This is a genomic window from Winogradskyella sp. HB-48, assembly GCF_049942685.1.
Taxonomy (GTDB): domain Bacteria; phylum Bacteroidota; class Bacteroidia; order Flavobacteriales; family Flavobacteriaceae; genus Winogradskyella.
In genome coordinates, this window is record NZ_CP187934.1 from 58290 (window position 1) to 82811 (window position 24522).

26 protein-coding genes are annotated in these 24522 nt (G+C 32.8%); 9 read left to right on the top strand and 17 right to left on the bottom strand.

Translation table 11 applies throughout. The features are described 5' to 3' along the window. Position 1 precedes the first annotated feature (1 nt). Positions 2-1948, bottom strand: a complete 1947-nt coding sequence (locus ACPX19_RS00305; protein WP_426430822.1) for a peptidylprolyl isomerase — start codon at positions 1946-1948, stop codon at positions 2-4. Between the two features lie 233 nt (positions 1949-2181). Here ACPX19_RS00305 and ACPX19_RS00310 point away from each other — a divergent pair, with 233 nt between their 5' ends. Beyond that, positions 2182-2637 (top strand): SRPBCC family protein, encoded by a 456-nt coding sequence (locus ACPX19_RS00310; protein ID WP_426430823.1) that lies wholly within the window; start codon positions 2182-2184, stop codon positions 2635-2637. Beyond that, the gene (locus ACPX19_RS00315; protein ID WP_426430824.1) at positions 2630-2869 is read left to right on the top strand and encodes a hypothetical protein; all 240 of its coding nucleotides are present in this window, start codon (positions 2630-2632) and stop codon (positions 2867-2869) included. The genes ACPX19_RS00310 and ACPX19_RS00315 overlap by 8 nt, the downstream gene beginning before the upstream one ends. On the opposite strand, the gene ACPX19_RS00320 is transcribed toward ACPX19_RS00315, so the two are convergent. The 3 genes from ACPX19_RS00320 to ACPX19_RS00330 all read right to left on the bottom strand — a co-directional run bounded on the left by ACPX19_RS00320 (position 2866) and on the right by ACPX19_RS00330 (position 5859). Further along, positions 2866-4005, bottom strand: a complete 1140-nt coding sequence (locus ACPX19_RS00320) for a lycopene cyclase family protein (protein ID WP_426430825.1) — start codon at positions 4003-4005, stop codon at positions 2866-2868. The genes ACPX19_RS00315 and ACPX19_RS00320 overlap by 4 nt on opposite strands. Before the next feature lie 67 nt (positions 4006-4072). Then, the gene (locus ACPX19_RS00325) at positions 4073-4768 is read right to left on the bottom strand and encodes a tetratricopeptide repeat protein (RefSeq protein ID WP_426430826.1); all 696 of its coding nucleotides are present in this window, start codon (positions 4766-4768) and stop codon (positions 4073-4075) included. Positions 4769-4926: 158 nt separating this feature from the next. After that, positions 4927-5859: a peptidylprolyl isomerase gene (locus ACPX19_RS00330; protein ID WP_426430827.1), complete on the bottom strand. Its 933-nt coding sequence runs from the start codon at positions 5857-5859 to the stop codon at positions 4927-4929. A gap of 275 nt (positions 5860-6134) precedes the next feature. Here ACPX19_RS00330 and ACPX19_RS00335 point away from each other — a divergent pair, with 275 nt between their 5' ends. Next, positions 6135-6584, top strand: coding sequence for a hypothetical protein (locus tag ACPX19_RS00335; protein ID WP_426430828.1), 450 nt, complete (start codon positions 6135-6137; stop codon positions 6582-6584). Here ACPX19_RS00335 and ACPX19_RS00340 read toward each other — a convergent pair. From ACPX19_RS00340 to recQ, 7 genes are all read right to left on the bottom strand, one after another. Then, complete coding sequence (locus tag ACPX19_RS00340) at positions 6581-6964, bottom strand: VOC family protein (RefSeq protein ID WP_426430829.1); 384 nt, start codon at positions 6962-6964, stop codon at positions 6581-6583. The two genes, ACPX19_RS00335 and ACPX19_RS00340, sit on opposite strands and share 4 nt — an antisense overlap. Positions 6965-7038: 74 nt before the next feature. Then, positions 7039-7734, bottom strand: coding sequence for a hypothetical protein (locus ACPX19_RS00345; protein WP_426430830.1), 696 nt, complete (start codon positions 7732-7734; stop codon positions 7039-7041). A gap of 128 nt (positions 7735-7862) precedes the next feature. Beyond that, positions 7863-8168, bottom strand: coding sequence for a hypothetical protein (locus tag ACPX19_RS00350; RefSeq protein ID WP_426430831.1), 306 nt, complete (start codon positions 8166-8168; stop codon positions 7863-7865). Positions 8169-8574: 406 nt separating this feature from the next. After that, on the bottom strand, positions 8575-9339 hold the full coding sequence (locus tag ACPX19_RS00355) for a DUF6090 family protein (RefSeq protein WP_426430832.1): 765 nt from the start codon (positions 9337-9339) through the stop codon (positions 8575-8577). 58 nt (positions 9340-9397) lie between these two features. Further along, the gene (locus ACPX19_RS00360; RefSeq protein WP_426430833.1) at positions 9398-10165 is read right to left on the bottom strand and encodes a DUF6090 family protein; all 768 of its coding nucleotides are present in this window, start codon (positions 10163-10165) and stop codon (positions 9398-9400) included. Between the two features lie 164 nt (positions 10166-10329). After that, on the bottom strand, positions 10330-11004 hold the full coding sequence (locus ACPX19_RS00365) for a hypothetical protein (RefSeq protein WP_426430834.1): 675 nt from the start codon (positions 11002-11004) through the stop codon (positions 10330-10332). Positions 11005-11103: 99 nt separating this feature from the next. Next, a complete protein-coding gene (gene recQ / locus ACPX19_RS00370; protein WP_426430835.1) occupies positions 11104-13305 on the bottom strand; it encodes a DNA helicase RecQ in 2202 nt (733 codons plus the stop codon). Between the two features lie 217 nt (positions 13306-13522). Here recQ and ACPX19_RS00375 point away from each other — a divergent pair, with 217 nt between their 5' ends. The 4 genes from ACPX19_RS00375 to lptB all read left to right on the top strand — a co-directional run bounded on the left by ACPX19_RS00375 (position 13523) and on the right by lptB (position 16466). Then, on the top strand, positions 13523-14488 hold the full coding sequence (locus ACPX19_RS00375; RefSeq protein WP_426430836.1) for a KpsF/GutQ family sugar-phosphate isomerase: 966 nt from the start codon (positions 13523-13525) through the stop codon (positions 14486-14488). Further along, positions 14488-15312 (top strand): twin-arginine translocase subunit TatC, encoded by an 825-nt coding sequence (tatC, locus tag ACPX19_RS00380; protein WP_426430837.1) that lies wholly within the window; start codon positions 14488-14490, stop codon positions 15310-15312. The genes ACPX19_RS00375 and tatC overlap by 1 nt, the downstream gene beginning before the upstream one ends. Next, positions 15305-15652, top strand: coding sequence for a carboxymuconolactone decarboxylase family protein (locus tag ACPX19_RS00385; protein ID WP_426430838.1), 348 nt, complete (start codon positions 15305-15307; stop codon positions 15650-15652). The genes tatC and ACPX19_RS00385 overlap by 8 nt, the downstream gene beginning before the upstream one ends. A 73-nt stretch (positions 15653-15725) precedes the next feature. Further along, on the top strand, positions 15726-16466 hold the full coding sequence (lptB, locus tag ACPX19_RS00390; protein WP_426430839.1) for an LPS export ABC transporter ATP-binding protein: 741 nt from the start codon (positions 15726-15728) through the stop codon (positions 16464-16466). Between the two features lies 1 nt (position 16467). Here the strand turns inward: lptB and ACPX19_RS00395 are convergent, their stop codons facing one another. The 3 genes from ACPX19_RS00395 to ACPX19_RS00405 are packed head-to-tail and all read right to left on the bottom strand — an operon-like array spanning position 16468 to position 18358. After that, positions 16468-16779, bottom strand: coding sequence for a hypothetical protein (locus tag ACPX19_RS00395; RefSeq protein ID WP_426430840.1), 312 nt, complete (start codon positions 16777-16779; stop codon positions 16468-16470). Continuing rightward, entirely contained in the window at positions 16776-17579 is an 804-nt protein-coding gene (locus ACPX19_RS00400) for a TerC family protein (protein ID WP_426430841.1), read from the bottom strand. Before ACPX19_RS00400 ends, ACPX19_RS00395 begins: the two co-directional genes overlap by 4 nt. 20 nt (positions 17580-17599) lie before the next feature. Next, complete coding sequence (locus ACPX19_RS00405; RefSeq protein WP_426430842.1) at positions 17600-18358, bottom strand: CDP-alcohol phosphatidyltransferase family protein; 759 nt, start codon at positions 18356-18358, stop codon at positions 17600-17602. 142 nt (positions 18359-18500) lie between these two features. Here ACPX19_RS00405 and ACPX19_RS00410 point away from each other — a divergent pair, with 142 nt between their 5' ends. Continuing rightward, a complete protein-coding gene (locus tag ACPX19_RS00410; protein ID WP_426430843.1) occupies positions 18501-19571 on the top strand; it encodes a PorV/PorQ family protein in 1071 nt (356 codons plus the stop codon). Positions 19572-19584: 13 nt separating this feature from the next. Further along, complete coding sequence (locus ACPX19_RS00415) at positions 19585-20748, top strand: DUF4105 domain-containing protein (protein WP_426430844.1); 1164 nt, start codon at positions 19585-19587, stop codon at positions 20746-20748. A 3-nt stretch (positions 20749-20751) separates the two neighbouring features. Here ACPX19_RS00415 and ACPX19_RS00420 read toward each other — a convergent pair whose 3' ends face one another. Genes ACPX19_RS00420 through ACPX19_RS00430 form a run of 3 tightly spaced genes read right to left on the bottom strand, consistent with a single transcriptional unit; the run spans position 20752 to position 24521 of the window. Further along, complete coding sequence (locus tag ACPX19_RS00420) at positions 20752-22146, bottom strand: sugar transferase (protein ID WP_426430845.1); 1395 nt, start codon at positions 22144-22146, stop codon at positions 20752-20754. 55 nt (positions 22147-22201) lie between these two features. Next, positions 22202-23209 carry a glycosyltransferase family 4 protein gene (locus ACPX19_RS00425; RefSeq protein ID WP_426430846.1) on the bottom strand — a complete coding sequence of 336 codons (1008 nt, stop codon included), beginning with the start codon at positions 23207-23209 and terminating at the stop codon, positions 22202-22204. Next, a complete protein-coding gene (locus ACPX19_RS00430) occupies positions 23163-24521 on the bottom strand; it encodes an O-antigen ligase family protein (protein WP_426430847.1) in 1359 nt (452 codons plus the stop codon). The genes ACPX19_RS00425 and ACPX19_RS00430 overlap by 47 nt, the downstream gene beginning before the upstream one ends. Position 24522 lies beyond the last annotated feature (1 nt).

Here is a 24522-nt window from a genome sequence, read left to right on the forward strand (position 1 = left end):
TTTATTGATTATTAATTTTTGTTTTTACTTTTTCCAAAGCATTTTCGTTAACCTCAACCTTAAAGCGTTTATGAAGACTATCAATCCAGTTAGCTTCAATTTCTGTTTGATAATCATTAATAACATTACCCTTAGCTTCTTGTAAGGTTTTATTTCCTGCAGGCAATACTGATTTAATGTCTATAACATGAAACGCATCGTTATGTGTATATATTTTTGAAACTCCTTGTTTTACTTCTAGATTACTAGGAAGCTTAGGATCATCTACATTGAAAATACCCTTGGTAAAAATGATATTCTTTTTGGAATCTGTATCCAAAGTCTCTTTTATATTAGCTTCAGACTTTCCGTTTTTCATCATTTTTAGGGCTTTTTTTGCATAATCTTCGTCGGCTGAAGTTGCTATTAGCACCTCCACACGGTCATCCCATAGGTATTTAGTCTTGTGCTTTTGATAATATGCTTCCAAACCTGTACTGTCTTTAGAAGCTTTGTTCCAAATTTCCTTTTCCATCAAATCAAAAAGCAACAATCCATCCCTATATTCCTTAAGGATATTTGCAAAATCTTCATTCTCAAACTCTAAATTATCTTCTCTATATTGAAGAATAGAGCTTTCAAAAAACTTATCAAATTCCTTGTTTATAATTACAGAAAAATCACCTTTTTTGTTAGCATAAGTAAGTTGTGCAGACACAAGGTGACTGCCAAATTCATCGTATGTAAATGAACGGTTACCAATGGTAAAAACTGTTCTTTCCTTTTCAAAATCTTCTGGCAACCTCCAAGAACGTGTAAAGTATCCATCATCTAAAAGCGATTCGAAATATGGCTTAGCATCATCATTATACGAAATTTCATAACGTTTCTTTAACTCATCAACCATGGCTTCATTAATAAGTTGAGATCTAGAATCTCTCTTAACTTTAGACTCTATTGTTGGTCTTAATTCTTCAAAGGACTGAATTGGCTCTAGACTTAGGCGCTTTACAATATGCCAACCATATTCTGATTTGAAAGGTTTACTTACATCTCCATCATTTTTTAAAGCAAACGCATAATCTTCAAAAATCGTTGAACTTAACTGGCCGCTTTTAAATGGTGATAAATTTCCACCATTTCTGGCAGAACTCTTATCGTCTGAAAATTGCTTTGCCAAAGACTCAAACTTCTCTCCTTGCTGTAATTTTTTATAAATATCATTGATACGAACTTCAGGATTTAAAAGCGTATCCTTTTGCTGTAACGCTACCATAATATGTGCAGCCGTAATAGTTCCTCTAGATGGACGCTTATCGTTAACTTTTACTACATGGTAACCAAACTGCGTTCTAAAAGGCATAGAAATTTCGCCTTTTGGTGTGTTATATGCTGCAGTTTCAAAATCGTAGACCATTTTAAATGCTGAGAAATAACCTAAATCTTCCAAGAAAATGGTTTGTCCATTATGCATAGCTGATTTTACAGTATCAAAGCCTTCCTTTAGCACTCGCTCTCTCAATTTCAAAACCTGATTGTAAGCATCAATCGTATCCTTTGCATTGGCATCTAATCGCACCAACACATGTGATGCACTTATATCAAAACTATTACGCTCATAGGCCTCCTTCACTAACGCATCTGTTACTTTATTCTCAGAAAGGTAGTTTTTCGTTAACTGATTCTTATACCTTAAAAACTCACGTTGATACTTAGTATCTTCATCCAACTTAAGACGTTTGGCCTCCTTTAGCTTTAACTGGTACTCAGTAAATAATTTTAAGTATCCGTCTACATCTTTTTGACTTTCGTCTTTTACTAAATCTAAATTCTTATTGTAAACCCTTAAAAATTCTGAAGTCATTACTGGTTCACCATCAACTGTTAGCAACACTTCATCCTTTTCTTGAGCGAATGATAAGTTTAGTGCTAATATTACTAAGAGTAAGCATTTAAATTTAGGTTTCATATTCATTATGTTTTCTTAGTTAAATCTTATCAATTGCGTTATACAAATGCCTCAATCTAGAGGTTCAGCAAAAATAACATAAATCACTTATTTTACAAGTTGCTACATCATCTTAATTTATTAATGACAGCACCTGCTAAAAGGTGATTAAACTTCTAAATAGGTTGGAACGTCGATAAACTGAACTTAGTATCGAAGCTTTTGTATATCTTTAAAATTATTGTAAATCCTAAATGAAATATACAACCGAAATCATAATTGAAAAGCCACTACATGAAGTAGCCAAAAAAATGGACTCTGCCGAAAACATGAAACATTGGCAAGAAGGGCTGGTTAGTGCCGAACACATTTCTGGAACTCCAGGTGAGTTTGGCGCTAAAATGAAACTAAACTACGATTTTGGCAAACGTAATATGGAACTAATAGAAACCATTACCAAGCAAGACTTTCCAAACGAGTTTCACGCTACGTATACTACAAAGGGCGTTAGAAATATTCAACAAAATTATTTTGAAAGCACACCCAAAGGTCATACCAAATGGATAAGTAAAAACGAATTTCAACCCACTAACTTTATGATGAACGCCATGTTGTTTCTAATGCCTGGTGCCTTTAAGAAACAGACAAAAAAATACATGACTAATTTTAAAAACTTTGCCGAAAAAGGCACCTCTGTTTCTAATGCGTAAATTAAAGTTAATCTGGGATTTTAGAGGTCCTGCTAGCCAAAAAACTGCAGAACATCATTTAATTCATCTTAAGGAATATATTGTGAAGAACAATTTAGACATCACTATTACTGGTGTCGAAACTTTGAGCGAGATGCATAGCATAGCCTTTATAGTTGTTGATGAATCTGAAATGAAACCTTTGAGAGATGCATTAAAACCGCATCGTGGGCAAGTTTATGCTGAAGGTTAAAATAAGCGTTTAAAAAACGCTTGAATAAATCGTTTTGGCGGAACGGATAGTATTATTTTTAAATCCTCTAAAAGTGTAGATTCTTCATCTAAAAACCTGAAAATAGTTTTGACATCTGCCTTTCTAAACATAGATGCAAACAGAGCTGACCCTTCTTCGTTATGATTGGCCAAAACATCTAAAAAAATTAAATCGTAAAACCAAAATTTTGATTTTTTATGAAATTTACTGAGATCTGTTTCCGATTTTAGAAAGCTAACAAGTGCTTTCGTTTTTTTAACTGTACTTCTAAACGTATATCCAGTACTCGCTTTAGTCCAACCACCTGCCGTACCAATATTTAGAATATGTTTTGAGTTAAGTTGAGAAAACTTAAAAGCTGTCATTGGAATAGACCCTTTCTCTTTTTCTATAATTTCAAAATCAGATATGCTTTTTTGCTTTAGGTAATCCGAAATAGCATCTTCATATTCAATGTGTTGAAGCAAATCTTTAGAAAACAAGGTATACTCAAATAATGCTGTTTTTTTATCTAAGGGCAATATGTACATAAAACGTGTATTACTATTTTGAGGCACCGTAAAGTCCATAAAAGTTGCTACAGAATCGTCAAAAATCTCTTCCTCTGTTTTTACAAACCAACCCACAAAATGCTGCTGAAGTACAGGATACTTTTTTTGTGTATCATAGAAGTTTGTATTATGTAGGCTGTTAAAAACCTTGGAAGTTACATAACTCCCGTTTTTGGTGATAACTTGCACATTTTGTTTTAACTCCGTAAAGTTGAAAACCTCATCATTTATAAACGTGAAATTAGATTTACCTTCAATCTTTTTCCAAAGTGAATTATAAAAGTTTTCACTTCGTATCATTTTATATTGATACGGTGAAATATCTATTTGCTCTGAATAAGTATTACTACCGAAGAAAATTTTCGCCCATGTTTTGGTAAGTATATCATCCCATTCCCCTTTGTCTTTTTCCCAAAAACACCAAGTTCTATCGTTGCCTTTTTGCTTTTCCTTATCTATAATTAAAATTGATTTATCATCAAAAAACACATCTGATGCCATGCGATATGCCAACATAAGACCAGAGGCACCAGCACCTAAAATGATATAATTGTAATTTGTCATTAATAGAATTTAAGCTCTAGCGAAGATAAGACTTATGGCGCGTTTACTTTAAGATTGTAACAAAGTTTTAATGTTTAGCTTTATACGCCTTCACGTAGCGCTCAGCACGAGAGTTTCGTGGATTCATGTCTAAGGCTATTTTATAATTGGTGTAAGCCTGCAAACTGTCGCCACTTCTTAAATACGCATCTGCTAAACTATCATAAACATTGTTACTGTCAGGATGTAATTTGGCGTTTAACTGAAAAATACCAATCGCTTTTTCATATTCCTTTTTGTTTAGATACTGATAACCTTTTCTATTAAAATCCCATTCATTTATATAAGAACTTGTTGAATCTTGTTTTTTAATTTCCAAAAAACCTTCGAGCGCCTTATCGTAATTGCCAACTTCTAAATACTGACTTGGGGTTTTATAATTATTATCTACTTTAAGGTAATCGTAAGTTACCTCATTTGTTTCTTCATTTATTGCCGACAAATACTGCTTGCTTGTTTCTGGATGCTTTACAAAATGAAACTTTTTGTACATATCTGGGACAAAAAATTCATTTTCAGCTAATGCAACAGGAATCATATCTCCTCCTTTCCAATTCAATTTTAGCTTGTTTCCTTCGTAGTACACTAAGATTAATTCATCTGGATTGTAAAGATACTTGCCTGAAGTTTGGTTTTTGAATTCCTCAGAATATTCAACTGATTTTGAGCAACTGAAACTAATAAATGCTAATATTATTAAAACGGTAATGGCTTTCGATTTCATTTTGATTGGATGATTGATTTGTTGAAAATAAAAAAGTCTCACTAAAAGTGAGACGATTTTATTTAAAATTTGTTACGATTTGAGATGCCGAATCAAGTTCGGCATAAGCGATATTCACAATTTTTAATTCGCAAGCTTAATAAAAATTGGAATCCTACTTATTTTGTATCCATTAATTCTACATCAAAAACCAATGTAGCGTTTGGTGGAATAACACCTCCTGCACCAGCAGCTCCATAAGCTAAGTCGCTAGGAATTACCAAACGAGCCTTATCACCTACATTTAGTAAGCAGATCCCTTCATCCCAACCAGGAATGACCTGACCAACACCAACTTGAAAATCTAACGGTGAGTTTCTTTTGTAAGACGAATCGAACACAGTTCCATCTGCTAACTGACCCTTATAGTGTACAGATACCATGTTCCCCTTTTCGGCTTTCTTACCGTTTCCTTTTTGAATAATTTTATAACGTAATCCTGAAGCAGTCTCTTCAAAACCAGCAGCTAATTTATCCAACTCAGCTCTTGCAGCTTCGCGTTCTGCAGCTATACGCTTTTCGCGAGCACCTTCAAACGTTCTAAAGGCTTCAATGGCATTAAACTTTTTAGCTGCATCACCTACTCTTACGATTTCTAATTTTTCAATTTTATCACCTTGCGCAACAGCATCAACAACATCTTGCCCTTCTACAACATTACCAAACACAGTATGCTTTCCATCTAACCAAGGGGTTTCAACATGGGTAATAAAGAACTGACTTCCATTAGTACCAGGACCAGCATTGGCCATAGATAATTTACCTGGCGCATCGTGTTTTAAATCTGGATGAATCTCATCATCAAACTTATAACCAGGACTTCCAGTACCTGTGCCAAGCGGACAACCACCTTGTATCATAAAATCTGGTATAACTCTATGAAAGTTTAAACCATCATAATATGGTGTACCTTGTGGCTTTGCTGAATTTTCTAAATTTCCTTCTGCTAAGGCTACAAAGTTACCTACTGTACCTGGTGTTTTTTCGAATTCTAAATTGACTAAGATTTCTCCTTTTGAGGTGTTGAATTTTGCGTATAATCCGTCTTGCATTGTATTTTCTTTTGTTTAAGGCTGCAAAGATAGTCAATGATTTACGATTTACGAATTTAGATTGATGATTTAAAGCAGTAAGAAATCAATTAGAACATCGTCAGTTCGAGTGATTTGCGAGTTTCTAGCAAATCGTATCGAGAACTTTTTATGATAAAGATCCTACTTCTCGATACAAATTTTTCTCATTTCAATTGAAAAATCCACTCGAAGTGACAAACTTTATCACTCATTATAACAGAATTTTTTGTTTAGTTTTGCCAAAATTTAATTTTATGGGTTTTTCACTTTCAAAACTATTCAATAAAACTGAAACTAATGAAGATACTATTGATGCCATTATTGCCTCTGTAGAACTTGAACCATATGGTATTTCTGACAGTAATGTCCTTTTTTCTGGAATGAATGAATTAGGCGGTTACTTGTTTTTTCAGACTGTGGTTGTGGGTACGCTAAACGTGAAATGTAAAAATGGCGCCCAATTAATGTTTAAAGGTGAAGACTTCAAACTGACCCTAAATTCAGATTCGCTTGAGTTTGAATCGCATCATACTGAAGTCAAAGGACGCTATGTGACTAATATTGATTTTCAGATTGAAGAAAGTGATATTAAAAAGTTGCAAAACGCTACGTTGTCTGAAATTATATTGAAGGTTAAAAAGCATGAACTTTTATTTACCAAGCATGATTCTAAAAAGCAAACAGAATCACCTATAACAGATTAAACATCATCATTAATTTCTATCCAATAGCCATTTGGATCTTGAAAGTAAATCTGTTTTACACCATCATCTCTAACATAATCTTTATTAGGCGTGTCTTTCCAATCGGAATAGTCAATATTTAAGGTCCCTAAGCGATTTTTAAATTCCTCGAAATGTATTGTTGCTAAAGCAAAATGAACTGCTTTATTAACCTTTATCTCCGCATTAGGCCTTGGAATTAAGTGAAGTTGTGTATTCTCCGTAAGTTGTAACCATCTGGTTTTAGAGTTTGAAGCGGTGTTTTTAATTTCTTTTAACTGAAATACCTCTTGATAAAACGCTACGGATTGATTGACGTCTTTTACTGAAAGTGCGATATGGTTGAATGAGAATTTTGGCATATAAAAAAAGGGAACTTCTAGTTAAAAGTATTAAACCATAGTGAACTATAGAGTTTATTGATAACCATTTTTCACTAACACGTACATATACTTACAGTAACAGTTTTTAATTGGCTATGCTCTTTTAACAATTCTAATATTTTGGAATTCCTTTCTTTAAAAATCTCTTGAATTTTTGCATCAAATCCATCACTTTCTTCTTGGATATCCAATTCAGTCTCTTTCTCTTTTATCTTAGACTCAGCATCTTTTATAATTTGTGTAATCTTGTCTCGTATTTCTTTAGAAATATTATCTGATGCGTGAATAAACGTGTCGTAGGTACACATTTCTTCAAAGTCTGAATAGCTTGCAATAGGTGTTGACTTCATCCAACTCTGGTCACTAGTGTTATAATCTCCTACAATTTGAATGGCGTAAGATGCCGTAATTAAATCAATGATTTCTATTGTTTTAATTTCATCTATTTTAATTTCAACAGGATTGGTCAGTTTGTAGAGTGTTTTTTCTTCGTAAGGATACTCTAAACGTTCTGTGTAACAGCCATATTCACCAGGTTCGTAGGTAAATTGATTAAACAGAAAAGATTTAGGGTCATTTTCAAGTTGTTCTTTGTACTGGAGCGTATTGTTACCGTTAGCAATATATTTATAGCCAGTTATTTGATGCCCGCTTCTTAGTTCTATTTTAAACTTTGCGTGTACACCATTGTATTCTGCAAAAGCAAAAATTGGCAAGACAAAGATTAGTATTAGAACAAGTTTTTTCATTTTAGATTAAAATTATTGCCTTTTATTTGTTTTTAAGATTAATTAACTAAAGATAGTGAATAGCATTGGATTTGATTAGGAATTCAGCCGCAATGAGTTATACACGTCTTTGTTGGCAATAGTTTTTTTTAATCAAACTGTTCATTTCGTTTTCCAAAAACATAATTACCTAAAATGGCAATAGCTGTTATCGTACCAACTAACATCAGATAGTATTTTAGACCACTATTTGATAAAAAACAAAATAATGAGATTGTTCCATAAACGTAAATAATAGTTAGCGCCCTAATTCTCCAATTTACTTTTGTTTTTAATTCGGTTATCTTTCTTATTATTCTATTTCCTTTTTGAAAGTATAAATAATGAATTCCGAAAATAACTCCCGAAATAATAAGTGCTTGATTTTTTTCTAGACCTTTTATTTCAATATTCAATAAAGTTAATATCGAAAGTAAATTGCATATAAATAGAGAAGACAGGCAAAATAAAGTTGACCATTCTGGTATGGATTTGTTCGTTCTTGAAAAAGATAAGTAAAGGTTCAGATATATTAATTCATAAAAGTTCATTTAGATTCAGGTTTAATAAATTATTGCCAACGTGTTTGAATATGGTTTCGTTGCGGAAAATCAGCCGAGCGCTCTGCGTTTGGGTGAGCCGGTCTCTTTGGCTGGCGAAAATTCCGTTGGCGAAAAAGCGCGACAGCTGAGCCGTCGTGTTTTTTCAGTTTTATTGTTTGGATTAAAAGTAAGAAAAACTCTTCTTCTTAATCATCTACCGCATTAACTATACTCGGTGTTGTGCTTTCGTTATTTTTTTAAATAATTTTAATAAAGACTTTTATTTAACTTCTACAATTTTATCTATTTCAGAAATTATATTCAATCCAATTAATTTTGCTTCTTTATAGGGTCTTAAGATACTCTTTTCCTGATTTACTGCTTGACTCACAATATTTCTAAATGCCACAGAATGATGCATCTTTTTGAATACATTTTCAATTTCTTCTTGAGTCGTTTTGGTGCTTTTTAATTGTTCAGGATCCATATAAATATATGCCATCAACAATGATCTATCAATATCATATGCCTGTTTGGCTTCTAAATTTTCTAAAAATTCATTAAAACTTTTTTCTGCTTCTCTTATTTGGTACGTTTTAGCATAATAATCAATAATTAAATTGTTTAGGTTAGTACCATTTATTTTTCCTAGATACGGTGAATTTTTTAAAGCATCATATGCACTGGTATTGGGTTGAAGATAAAAGTCTATATAAGATGATAATGCGTAACGTGTATCATCAAAATAGAATGTTTTATTTAAAAAATTAAGCTGTTCTTTTTTACTGTGATTTATTATAATTTCTCTTCTTTTAATGAGGGAATCTAATACCTGAATATCTTCTCTTATGTTTTCTTTTAGACTGGATAAATATTGATTTAATTCTTTTTTTCCCTTTTTTTCCTCGTTCCAATTATTAATAGATAATGCAATTAAAATACCTATAACCACAAGTACAATTTCTCCAATGGCATATTTAAAATACTTTCCTGTTTTTCCTTCGGAAAGCAAGTTTTGGCGAATTTTTCTAAAGAATTTTATCATTGTTTTGCTTTCGTTTTCTTTATTGGTGCTGTATATATTTATTATGTTATTTAAAACGTTAGTTTATATTCCTATTTTTTAGCTCAATATTCAATGCAGAGATTATTTGCTCATAGTTTCGAATAAGTCTACCGCCAACAATAGACTGGTGATGTAAATTTTGAATCTCAGATGCAACGAAATTTTGGTATTCCAAATCGTTAACGATTAATGCCATTCTTGAGTAAAATTGTTCAATTGTTTCCTTATAAATGTACCCTTTTTTTTCATTTAATGGTTTAGGAATTCCTTGTCGTATTTTGGTTCTTTTATAATCATTCATTTTTTGTATCAGCTTTTCCAATTTTACCTCTTCAGAATTCCAGTTTTGTACTAGGTTTGGCCATGAGGTCAGCAGTATTTTTAAGGAATCGTTTTTAATATTATCAATGGCGCCAGAATTTACCAACCCGTTTAAAACGGTATTTTGGGCACCCCAATTTCCTCCAAAATAGGCTCCTTTATTTGCTTGTGCCTTTTTTTCAATAGGAATCGTGTCGTTTGTAATAATATCAAAATAAGTTCTTAAAACTACTTGGCCAGAATCTCGCTCTTTCATTATAAAATGAAATCTCTCGATATTTTGATTAAATTCATTCTTTAGGGCTAAAAGTGCTTTATTCTCTAATATATTGGCTTTTCTTTCCTCGTTCCAATTATTGATCTGTAGCGCTATTAAAATACCAATGACCACAAGGATAATTTCACCTAGTGCATATTTAAAATACCTTCCGGTTTTATTTTCAATAAGTAAGTTTTGGCGAATCTGTCTAAAGAACTTTATCATGGGTTAGTTGTTGGTTACAATGAAGCATAACGGTTTTGGCTATGGTTTCGTTACGGAATGGTATGCGAGTATCATTCCGCCGTAACCATAAATTTAGCAAAAAGGCTCGAAATTCCGATTAGGAATTTCAGCCGTAATGAACTATAGCCGTTGTTGTAAGTAGTTTATTTTTTCTTTCTTAATGCTCTTATCAAGAAAAATATTCCAACTCCCAACATCACATAAAAAATCAATTTCCCAAATACATAACCTTGCCTGTAAGCTGTTGATTTTCCTGTGTATTGCTCCAAAGAATTTAATCCATCAAGATTTACTGAATTAAAAAAGGTTTCTTTAAGTTCGGTTAATTCTTTCTCTGGATTATATATCGATAACATTATTAAATCTTTGCCCGCTAAAAATGTCCTTGATTCCATTATTGGTTTTTCAATGTCATTATATATGATAGACTTATACCCAATCAATTCGCCAAGTTTAATTTCCTCCTTTTTTACTTTTTCGGCTTTAGAACTATTCTTTGCTCCATCAATTACTCCATCGTAATATTCTATTAGCGATTCGTAATTATATGGTAGTGAGGAAAGGTTTTTATCCCTTGTATTGCTTTCGGCTGGTAATTTTTGGATTATTAGAGTTGAGTTTCCAACTGTTGTATATAATTGATTAAGTCTAATGCCTTTCATAATTGTATCCAACTGATAAACTTCTTCTGAAGGAAAATCAATTTTAATATTTTCAAGTTCGAATTCGAACCAATTCGAGTTCTGTCCGATTAGGCATAGAGGAACTATAAATAATCCAATTATTAACTTTAACTTTATTTCGGAAGGTTTTTTCATAAATTACTTACAACTACTTATATTATTATAAAAATCCCTCTTATCACATAAAATTCATGGGATAAAAGGAACTTTATTATTTTTAAAAATTTCTATTGCCTAATTCGCTACTTCGCTAATAAACTTAATACGATACAAGCGTAATTCTTCATCCTCATAGTCTCCATCAAATTCTTCAATAGCATCAGAGATTTTATCGCTTTCAGAGTCCATAAAATAGTCGTGGATTTCTTCTTGCTGGTCTTCGTCCAAGATTTCATCTATCCAATAATCGATATTTAACTTGGTGCCAGAATACACAATAGATTCCATTTCGCTAATAAACTCTGGCATTTCCATACCCTTTGCAGAGGCGATATCATCTAAAGGTAACTTTCTATCTACATTTTGGATGATGTAGAGTTTAAGTGCGGAGTTAGAGCCTGTAGATTTTACGATCATATCATCTGGTCGCATGATATCGTTCTCCTCAACATAATCAGCTATGAGGTTTACAAAATCCTTACCGTACTTTTTGGCTTTGCTCTCACCCACTCCATGTACATTTGACAACTCATCTATGCTTATAGGATATTTTAATGCCATATCTTCTAAGGAAGGATCTTGGAAAATTACAAATGGTGGCACTCCTAATTTTTTAGCGTTGCGTTTGCGCAAATCCTTAAGCATGCTCATTAACTTTTCGTCAGCTACAGCACCACCACCTTTAGAGTCGGTAACAATACCATCACTAGCCTCATCATCATACACATGGTCTTCTGCCATCATAAACGATTGAGGATTCTTTAAGAAGTCTTTACCTATATCACTTAGTCGCAATACACCATAGGTTTCTATATCTTTCTTTAGGAGTCCAGCCACAATAACTTGACGTATCAGTGCCATCCAATAACGGTCTTCCTTATCCTTACCTACTCCAAAAAACGGTTGTGTATCTGTTTTGTGAGATGAAATCAAGGCATTGGATTTCCCTATAATCACTCGTACTAAGTCTTTTGCCTTGTACTTTTCGTTGGTTTTTTTTACGGTGTCTAAAAGTATTTTTACATCGTCTTGAGCCTCTATCTGCTTTTTAGGATTACGAACATTATCGTCCATATCACCACCTTCTCCAGTCTCATTATCAAACTCTTCACCAAAATAATGAAGAATGAACTTTCGTCTAGACATTGAGGTTTCTGCAAAAGCTACAACCTCTTGTAACAACGCATGACCAATTTCTTGCTCTGCTACAGGCTTACCAGACATAAATTTCTCAAGCTTTTCAATGTCCTTATAGGCATAGAATGCCAAACAATGGCCTTCACCACCATCGCGTCCTGCTCTACCAGTTTCCTGATAATAACTTTCTATACTTTTTGGAATATCGTGGTGAATTACATAACGTACATCTGGTTTGTCTATTCCCATACCAAAAGCAATGGTTGCTACAACCACATCGGCATCCTCCATTAAGAACATGTCCTGATGTTTTACTCTGGTTTTGGCATCCAATCCTGCATGATATGGTACAGCGTTAATACCATTAACCTGAAGTACTTGTGCTAGTTCCTCAACACGTTTTCTACTTAGACAATATATAATACCAGATTTACCTTGGTTTTGTTTGATAAATCGAATGATGTCAGCATCAACGTTTTTGGTCTTAGGACGTACTTCGTAAAATAAGTTTGGTCTGTTAAAGGATGCTTTAAAGGTTACAGCATCTGTCATCCCTAAACTCTTCAGGATATCTTCCTGAACTTTTGGAGTTGCTGTTGCTGTAAGCCCAATAATTGGAATATCGTTTCCTATGCGCTTTATAATTTGCCTTAGGTTTCTGTATTCTGGTCTAAAATCATGTCCCCATTCACTAATACAGTGTGCTTCGTCTACAGCCATAAACGAGATTTTTTGTGATTTCAAAAAATCTACATATTCATCCTTAGTTAACGATTCTGGTGCTACATACAAAAGTTTTGTAACACCGTTGATAATGTCGTCTTTTACACGTTTCACCTCAGTTTTATTCAAAGATGAATTTAAAACGTGCGCTACTCCATCATTTTCAGATACTGCTCGTATAGCATCCACCTGATTTTTCATTAAAGCAATAAGTGGAGATACCACAATTGCTGTCCCATCTTTTATTAAAGCTGGTAGCTGGTAACAGAGTGATTTTCCGCCACCTGTTGGCATTATCACAAAAGTGTTGTTACCAGTTACTACATTTTTAATAACTTCTTCCTGTAGACCCTTAAACCCAGAAAAACCAAAGTATTTTTTTAGCGAGGAGTGTAAGTCAATTTCTGCAATACTCATTAATCCCTTTTCGTATTTATTTCTTCTATAATAAAACTAAACCTTTTCTAAATATAAAATGCAAAATTTAGCTTTGCTTTTGTAATTACTTTGTTTTAGTACTTATAATTTTTTCAAAGTGATTTGGGAATATTTGAATGAAAAAATTCACGTACTTTTGCGTAAGCTTAAAGATAACAAAATCTTTATATCTAAAAAACACATTAAAAAATTAGTTTTGAACACTGTGTCGTCTATTTTAAACACTGCTAAAAGCACTATAGAACTAGAAAGCAAGGCTATTGGGAATTTGTCAAAATTACTTACTGACGATTTTGCCAAAGCTGTAGAACTGATCTATAATTCCAAAGGAAGGGTTATTATTACTGGTATTGGTAAAAGTGCCATTATCGCTAACAAGATTGTGGCGACTTTAAACTCTACTGGCACACCTGCTGTTTTTATGCACGCCGCAGATGCTATACATGGTGATTTGGGTTTAATTTTAAAAGATGATGTAGTGATTTGTATTTCTAAGAGTGGAAATACACCAGAAATTAAAGTGTTAGTACCTCTTATAAAAAATGCTAAAAACAAAATGATTGCTATTACTGGCAATAAAGATTCGTTTTTGGGACAGCAATGTGACTATGTTTTAAATGCTTATGTTGAGCAGGAAGCATGCCCAAACAATTTAGCGCCAACTACAAGTACTACAGCGCAACTCGTTATGGGTGACGCTTTGGCGATTTGCTTATTGGAATTAAGAGGATTTTCGAGCAAGGATTTTGCCAAATACCATCCTGGTGGTGCTTTGGGCAAGCGCTTATATTTAAGAGTGAACGACTTATCATCTCAAAACCAAAAGCCTGAAGTACATTTAGATGCCAGCTTAAAAGAAGTCATTGTAGAAATTACCGAAAAGATGTTGGGTGTAACTGCGGTAGTTGAAGGCGATAAAATTGTTGGTATCATTACAGATGGTGATTTAAGACGTATGTTGAGTAAAAGTGATGACCTAACTTCCCTAACAGCAAAAGATATAATGAGTACCAACCCAAGACGTATTGCGGAAGATGCCATGGCTGTTGATGCCAAGGAACTTATGGAGACGTTTGGTATTTCACAATTGCTAGTAGAGCATGATGGTAAATACTCTGGAGTTGTTCATTTACACGATTTAATAAAAGAAGGCATCATATAATGGCGAAAAAGAGTGTAGACGAAATGTCTTTTCTAGACCATCTTGAGGATTTGAGATGGCATTTAATAAGAGCTACTTTAGGAATTGTTATTGCTGCAACCCTTGCTTTCTTATTTAAGAAATTCATTTTTGATGTCATTATTTTCGGTCCAACGCACATGAGTTTTCCAACTTATAAAGGCCTATGTAAAATGTCTCAGCTACTTGGTATTGAGGACACTACATTTTGTGCCGATAAATTCCCGTTCATAATTCAAAACAGGACAGTAGCTGGACAATTTTCTGCACATATCTGGACATCGATCTATGCAGGTTTTATTATTGCATTTCCTTATGTATTGTACCAATTGTGGAGTTTTATTAGTCCAGGACTAAAAGCTAACGAACGTAAAAGCTCTAGAGGGTTTATAATTGTTGCGTCATTATTATTTTTCCTTGGTGTGCTATTTGGGTATTACATTATTACGCCATTATCGATAAACTTCTTAGCTAACTACCAAATTAGTGATCAGATTTCTAATGAGTTTGATATTAGTTCTGTAATTGCCATTGTAAGGTCTTCTTCATTGGCATCTGGCTTTGTATTTGAGCTACCGATAATCATTTACTTTTTAACCAAGGTCGGATTGGTAACACCTCAATTTTTAAGAAAATACAGAAAGTATGCATTGGTAATTGTACTCATATTATCTGCAATAATCACACCACCAGACGTTGCGAGCCAAGTTATTGTAGCAATACCTATTTTAATATTGTACCAAGCAAGTATATACATTTCTGCTCTTGTTGTAAAAAATCAAAAAAGAAAAACAAAACATGTCTGATATCGTAAAAGAATTTAACGAATATCGTTCTAAAATGAACGATAGAATTTTGGCTGATGACAATAAGATTGTTAAACGAATTTTTAATCTGGATACAAATGCCTATGCCGAAGGTGTATTAGATAAAAAAACGAAAGAACTACTTGGTTTAGTGGCCTCAACTGTATTGCGCTGCGATGATTGTATTAAATACCATTTAGAGGCATCTTACAATGAAGGTCTAACAAAAGCCGAAGTTAGTGAAGCACTTGGCATTGCCACTTTAGTTGGTGGCACTATTGTTATTCCACATTTAAGAAGAGCTCACGAATATTGGGACGCTCTTGAAAACCAAGGTTAAACTTTTTATAAATGTAGGCTCAAGATAATCGGTTCTATATGAATTTATTATTTTTAGCGTTATTAGAACTAGTATGAAGTTACGTGCAGAAAACTTAATGAAGTCCTACAGTGGGCGAAAAGTTGTAAAAGACGTTTCTCTTGAAGTGAATCAAGGTGAAATTGTGGGTTTACTTGGCCCAAATGGTGCTGGTAAAACGACTTCATTCTACATGATTGTTGGCATTATTAAGCCTAATGGTGGAAATATATTTTTGGATAACATCAATATCACCAAATACCCAATGTACAAGCGTGCGCAAAACGGTATTGGTTATTTGGCACAAGAAGCTTCTGTTTTTAGAAAATTAAGTATTGAAGACAATATTCTGAGTGTGCTTCAACTTACCAAATTGAGCAAAAAAGAACAGCACGATAAAATGGAATCCCTAATTGAAGAGTTTGGTCTTGGACATATTAGAACCAATCGTGGTGATTTACTTTCTGGTGGTGAGCGTCGTCGTACTGAAATTGCTCGTGCACTTGCTACAGACCCAAGTTTTATACTATTAGATGAGCCTTTTGCAGGTGTAGATCCAGTGGCAGTAGAGGATATTCAGCGTATTGTTGCTAAGCTTACCAAAAAGAATATTGGAATACTTATTACAGACCATAATGTACAAGAAACACTTGCTATTACAGATAGAACTTACCTAATGTTTGAAGGTGGTATTCTTAAAGCTGGAAAGCCTGAAGAACTTGCAAGCGATGAAATGGTACGTAAGGTCTACTTAGGTCAAAACTTTGAGCTTCGCAAAAAGAAGTTAGAATTTTAATTTAAGCTAATTTCTTTAGCTTTCTCCTAACTCTTTTCAAACCTAAAATCCCCAAATAAACTACAGCAGACTGTATAAAAAGATTTACAACCCAATACACTGCTCTTACATACAGACTTTCATTAACATAAAAAGGCAAACCTCTATGAATACCATTTATGGGCATACTAAAAATGGTAATTATCGGATTTGTAACAGAGGTTAAACCACTCTTACTTTTTGTCAATTGAACGTCCAAAAAGACGATTAAAAATTGAAAGACCATTAGACTAAAAAAAACGATGAGAAACGGTCTAAGTTTTAGCTTTTTCATTTTTCTGTGATCTCTTGTTTTATTAATTTTTTCTGATAACGTCCTTGTACCACATCTACTATAACTAGTACTGCAATCACAAAATAGAATGTCGTTTTACTCATTGGCACAATCTCATTTCCAAATATTTTAAGATGTGCTAAATGTCCTCCTTCTGTAACCAACATAATACCCACAATAAATAGAATAAATAATCCCAACACCTCATACATTCTATTTTTAGATAAAAACGAAGATATCTTATTAGCAAAAACCAACATTAAAAGACCGCTTATTACAATAGCTATAGCCATAACAATAAAAGCGGTTGTTGGATTTTCTATTTCACGAGTTAACCCAATAGCAGCCAATATGGAATCAAAAGAGAAAACCAAATTCATGACCACAATACTCACTACGACAGCATTAGCTGACTTAGAACCTTTATCTGTTGCCATTTGATCTATAGTAAGATCTTTAGTAGATATCATGTGCCAAATCTCTTTAATTGCTGTGTAAATGATAAATCCTCCTCCTGCTAAAACTATTAGACTATGGCCATTAAACGCAAAATCTACTATATCTTCAATATGACCTGTTAGAAATGAAAATGGCTCCTGGAAATATTTTATCAATGATACCAATACAAAAAGCAAAACAATTCTCAACACAATAGCTATCAATATACCTACCCTTCGCACCCGTTTTTGTTCACTTACAGGTGCTTTTTTAGACTCTAAAGAAATATATAATAAGTTATCAAATCCCAGTACCGCCTGAAGCATTACCAGCATTAAAAGCGTAAAAATAACTTGGGCCATTTTTTAATATGTTGTATTTATTAGTTTATGTTCTTCTTATCGATTAAGGACAAAATAATATAGAGAATAATAATGATAGGTATTGCAGCAAAGTGCAGTACTACCAACATTACCAGGCTTATAATTAAAAAGATATATCGTATTACATTATTCTTAAAGCTCCAATCTTTAAACTTTAGCGCAAACAATTTAATTTTGGAATTTAGTAGATAGCAACTTACAAGTGTCAATGCAATTAAAAACCACTTATTTATAATGATGGTATTCATTAAGTCATTATTCTGATATTCTAAAATAAGAGGTAATGATAAAATAAGTAAGGTGTTGGCTGGCACAGGTAACCCTTTAAAATAGGTTTGTTGGTCTTCATCTAAATTAAACTTAGCTAATCTGTATGCCGATGCTAACGGGATAAATAATCCAATTAAAGGCAAGACAGACATTTTAAATCCTTGCCAATGAAAGATAGAATTCCAACTATCAGAATAAGCAGCATAATTAGGACTATCAATAGTAAGAGATATTAACTTAAACATTATAACACCTGGCACTACTCCACTTGTCACTAAATCTGCTAAAGAATCCAACTGTATACCTAAAGGGCTCTGTACGTTAAGTTTTCTTGCTAAAAGACCATCAAAAAAATCGAAAAAGATGCCTAAAAACACAAAAAAAGCAGCCACGATAAAATTACCATGCACTGCAAATATTAAAGCGATACAACCTGAAAATAAATTGAGTAGTGTAACTATATTAGGAATGTGTCGCTTAAAACTCATGAATATAATTTTTGTAAAAATATAAAAGTATTTGAGCTTAGCTTATTATTTTTTTCAAATTGTGTCTATTGCAAACAATAAGAAGCTCTTTTTAAAGTTAAATACATAGAAAAATTGTGCATCTTTGTAAAAAAATTTGCTGTTGAAAAATTACATCGTAATTCTCTTAACACTTATAAACTCTTTAGCTTTAGCGCAATCTACTAGAAAATATTCTAACGAATTTATGAATATTGGTGTAGATGCTGCTGCATTAGGGATGAGCAATGCTGTGGTTTCTCATACTACTGATGTTAATTCTGGTTATTGGAATCCTGCTGGTTTGGTACACCTTGAAGATAATCAACTTGCCTTAATGCACTCTAGCTACTTTGCCAATATTGCAAATTACAATTACATTGCTTACGGAATGCCATTAGACAATCGCAGTGCGGTTGGTATCTCGCTCATAAGATTTGGTGTTGATGACATTTTAGACACTACTCAGTTAATTGACGATGAAGGCAACATAAATTATGATAGAATTAATACCTTTTCTACTGCCGATTATGGATTAACCTTCTCTTATGCTCGAAAGTTACCCTTAGATGGATTAAACTTTGGTATTAATGCTAAAGTAATTCGTAGAATCATTGGCGACTTTGCATCCTCTTGGGGATTTGGTTTAGACGCAGGTATTCAGCTTGAAAATAAATCAGGCTGGAAATTCGGTATTATGGCAAGAGACATAACAACTACATACAACACTTGGTCTGTAGACGAAGAAAAATTTGAGCAAATCAGTGGTGCAGTTGAAGGGCAAAACCAAGAACTACCAGAAACTACAGAAATAACAATTCCAAAGCTAGAGATCGGAATGTCTAAAAAATGGATTTTCAACTATGATTATTCATTATTGGCAGCAACAAACCTTAATGTGCGTTTTGAAGAAAATAATGATATTTTTTCAACATCTTTTGCAAGTATAAATCCTGCTTTAGGATTTGAATTTGGATATACGGATTTGGTTTTTTTAAGAGGTGGCGTCGGTAATTTTCAGAATGAAATACAGATTGACAATTCTGAGAATTTAACCTTTCAACCAAATTTTGGTGTGGGTTTTAAATACAAAGGCATTCAGATAGATTATGCCTTCACGGACATTGGTGATCAGAGTGCTGCACTATATTCAAATGTATTCTCTTTAAAAATAGATTTTAGTATTTTTAGATAGTTAACTACAACCAATGAAAATAAATCTATCACTCTTAGCCCTTTTCTTCTTTTCATTTTCGTTTGCTTTTCAATTTCAGTTATCTAATGAAGCTGAAGTATCCGTTTTAACTTTTGGACCTGGAACTTCTCTTAATGATGCATTTGGGCATAACGCTTTTAGAATAAAGGATGAAACCAAAGGCATAGATGTTGTTTATGGTTATGGTCAGTATGATTTTGATGCACCAAACTTCTACTTAAAATTTGCAAGAGGAAAACTCAACTATCTTATAAGCAGGCACTTTTTTTCTGATATTTTCAATTATTACTCACGAGAAAACAGAACCATTAAAGAACAGATTTTAAACCTTTCAATTGAACAAAAACAGAAGCTTTTTGATTATTTAGAAAACAATTATAAGCCTGAAAACAGAAAATATCTTTATGACTTTTTCTATGATAATTGCGCTACAAAAATTAGAGATGTTTTATCTACAATTTCAAACAATACCATAAGCTTTGAAAAGCCTAAAAACTTTGAACAAAAGACATTTAGAGACCTTATTTACGAACATGTAGATAAAAACTCATGGGGAAGCTTGGGTATTGATATTGCTCTAGGCTCAGTTATAGATAGAGAGGCTTTAGCGAATGAATATATGTTTTTACCAAAATATATTCACTCATTTTTTGAAGTTGCTAAAATCAACGCAAATGGTGGCTTAGTAAAGTCATCAACTGTACTTTATGAGAAAAAAGAAGATAATTCGGCATCTAATTTCCTTTTAAGCCCATTTGTGATTTTTGGATTGCTTTCTTTTGCAATTCTATTTATAACATTCAGAGATTATAAAGGAAATAAGCGCACAAGATGGTTAGATATTACGCTTTTTTCTTTAACTGGAATAATAGGAATTCTTTTGTTATTCTTATGGTTTGGAACAGACCATACAGCAACTTGGCAGAATTACAACCTGCTGTGGGCTTTACCTTTTAATGTTTTAATAATCGGACAATTATTAAAGAAAGAAGTTAAAAATTGGGTTAAAAGTTATCTGAAGTTTTTAATTATAATGCTTTGTCTTTTAACCTTGCATTGGATTATTGGAGTGCAAGTTTTTGCAATTTCCTTAATACCTCTTCTCTTAGCTTTGGCAGTACGATATATTTATTTGGTTAAGTATTTTAACAGTTGAGATTTACTGACCTCTGTAATATAAAATTGTACTTAGTGTTTTTATGGCAATATTAAAATCTAAGAATACACTTCTGTGTTTTATATAATACAAATCGTATTGCAATTTGGTAAGGCTATCATCTATTGATGATCCGTATCTAGTCTTTACCTGTGCCCAACCTGTAAGTCCAGGCTTAATAATATGGCGAGTTTCATAAAATGGTATAATTCTAGCCAATTCATTAACAAAAAATGGTCGCTCTGGTCTCGGTCCTATAACACTCATATCGCCTCTTAAAACATTATAAAATTGAGGTATTTCATCCAAACGAGATCTTCTTAAAAATTTACCAAATTTGGTTATTCGTTTATCATCTTTCTTTGCCCACTTAACACCATCTTTTTCAGCATTAACAACCATTGTTCTAAGCTTTATGATTTTAAATGGTTTGCCATTTCTTCCTATTCGTTCTTGTATATATAATAATGGTCCTTTATTACCAATCATATTTCCTATCAGTATAAATGGCAGAATTAAAATGCCAATCGTTAATCCTATGATTGCAAAAAAAATATCAAAAGCTCTTTGAAAAAATATATAAAGCTTATTCTCATTACTTCTACTAAATGGAAAGTATTTATAGAAATCTTTACCTACAAACTGAATTGGAACCCTATGCAGTAATTCTTCATATACCTGAGTGTACTCTCTTATTTTAAAACCTTTCTCTAACAACATCATAAGGTCATGATAGACCTCAGCTATGATAGCTTCAGAATTAAAACTAGCAACCAAAACCTCTGATATCCTTTCTTTTTCTATAACATCTAAAAAATCCTTGGCTTGATACTCTTTTAGACCTTTAAATTTTACCGAGTCTGGTGTGGAAGCTTCACTATTTATAAAGCCTACTATTTTATAGTTAGGATCTGATGTATTGAGTGCCTTTACCAGACCATCTATGTTAGATATCTCACCCACTAAAAGCACGCGTTTATAAAACCTTGGTGATTCTATAAGATTTATATACACTAGACGCCAAAGTAAAACTGATACAATTATTGCAAAATAAAAATAAACAATCTGTATACGTTCTTCAGGCAAGTAAGGAGATAAAACCGGAGTTAAAAGATAGAATAATACTACCGTAGAAGTTGTAATTACAACATTTCTAAAAGTCGTATCAAACTTGCTAGCTTTTTGTAAGTCATAAAGTTCGAAAATAGTTCCAAAAATTATGACATAGATACCCAGCAGTATTAGAGAAATCATATTCTCAATGTCAAAACGTAGGTATTCAAATTTAGGGTAGAGATTTAAGACATAAATAGCCAAAAACACCATAATAATATCCATGATTCTCAGAAGAATCTTTCGTTCTGATACTTCAAAATGGATACCCTTTTTATGTGTCATAGTTGGTTGAATTATAGTGTAAATATACTAACATCAATTGATTTTCATCTTCAAATTAAGACAAAAGCCTTTCCCACTTCACCCTTACTTCATCCCAATCGAATTTTTCTATTTTTTTACGAGCGTTAACAACTAATTTATCTTTAAGGCTTATATCTTCTTTTAACTCAATAATGGCATCTACCATTGCATTTACATCATTTGGAGGAACTAAAAGGCCGTCCTCATTATGAGATATCAAAAAAGGTAAACCGCCTACGTTAGTTGAAACAATTGGTAAACCTAGTGCCATAGCTTCAATTACACTAAAAGGCATATTATCAAAATTCGTTGTATTAATGAAAACATTGTAATTTTCAGAAAGTTTAATCCATTCATTTTTTGATAGTTTGCCTGTAAACTTTACATTTAGATTTTTATCTATTGCTAGTTGTTTAGCTGCTTTCATAGACCCATCAATTTCAGGTCCAACCATAACAAGTTCCGCATTTTGTCCTCTATTTATTAGCTCTTCCAGAACTAAAACTGCCGAAGTGGGATTGTATATTGAAGTAAAAGACCTTAGCCAGAATAATTTAATAACACTTATATCTCTTCTGTAAAATACAAAATCTTCTATCTCTATGGTATTTTGAATATATTCTACATTTTCATACCCATAACTTTTAAATCGTTCTTTTAAGAAGTTTGAAGGTGACACTAATCTATATGCGTTACCAAAAATCATTCTACTTATCTTTGGATTATGTTTCAACCTTTGTTCTAGATTACCTCCATGTAATATTGGAATATATTTGATTTTTAATACTCTGGAAATCTGACTAATTATGAGTGCGTAGTAAAAATTGATAGTACTATAAGTGTCAATAAGCACATAATCTGTGCTTCTTCCGTTTTTTAGTACCAATAACACCATGTCCAGTATTCGTAACAACTTATTTTGCTTGCTTGATGCTGTTTTTACTTTGCAAAACTGTCTTAAACGAGTACCTAAAATTTCTACAGAAGTAACGTTTTTACCTTGTTGCGACAAAGCGTTTCCTACGTACAGGACGTTTTTCATATTTAATATTTAAAAGCGCTAAAGCGTAAACGAATCCAGGTGCGGCAATTCTCATAGCCGAATGATTAATCGTAGCAAACCAAAAAATTAAGAACGCATAAAAGAAATAATTATATCTATTAGCTGTCCTCATGTCTAATGGCTTAAATATCAAAATTAAAAGAATAATGACACCCAAAATACCGTGTTCTGAAAGCAACCTACTCAACTCATTATGTGTTGCTATTACTCGCCCTAAACTTACCAATCGTCGCTCTTTCATACCACTTGCACCTACACCAAGAAAAGGCTCATCTATAAATCCGTTGAGTTCGCCAACAAATAGATCTACTCTACCAGCACTAAAATCTTCTTTTTCCCTACCTATTTGATCTTGATTGGTATACCTTTTTTCTATTAGTCCATCGGTTTGGTTTGAACTAACTAACCAAATCAATGAAGAAATAAGTATAAAAGAGGCAAATGAGGTTAAAATAATATTTTTTTGCCTTCTATTGGATTTAGAATATACGATGACCAAAAATGCAAAAATCATTAAAATAGCTGTAATAACTCCACCTCTACTAAATGTTATTATAGCCCTAAAAGATACTAGAGCAAATAGTAAAATATTGATGATCTTTAAAAGTTTGGTTTTGGAGTTTAAAAAATAATTAACACAAAATACAAACATACCCAAACCTAAAACTGTACAAACTTGATTTGGGCCAAAACCACCTGAAGCCGCAAAATTAGAATCCGTTCCTGTAACTATACCCTTTATTGTTGGCGTGTATAAAAATAAATACGTGGTTAATGTTACTATTGGTAGTGAAAGATAATGTAGTATATCCAATATTTGCCTCATATTAATCCTCTTATCATAACAATAGAGTGCAGAAATGCCCAAACATACTGGACCACTTAACACAAAAGCTACATTTTTTCTTAAATCACCATCAATACCTATGGTTGTAGAAGCCACAATTACAGATGGTACAAGACATATTAGATATATAAAATATGGATATCCCTTATTAGAAACACCATTATAGAACATGCCAAAAATAATATAGAAAATGATAAAGTATTTAGAAGACTCATAAAACAATCCGCCACCTGTCATCCTAAAAATAACTTCTGCACCTGTAAGATAGGCACAGCCAAGTAAAACTGAAGTGGTTTTTTCCTTGGGATGGGAGACGATGATTTTAAACAAAAAATAACCTATTACACCAAAAAAGAAAAGCTTTGAAAAAAAACCAACATAATATAACAGAGCCCCAAAAATTACATGAAGACCTATTTTATAAATGTATTTCGTTTCCAACATG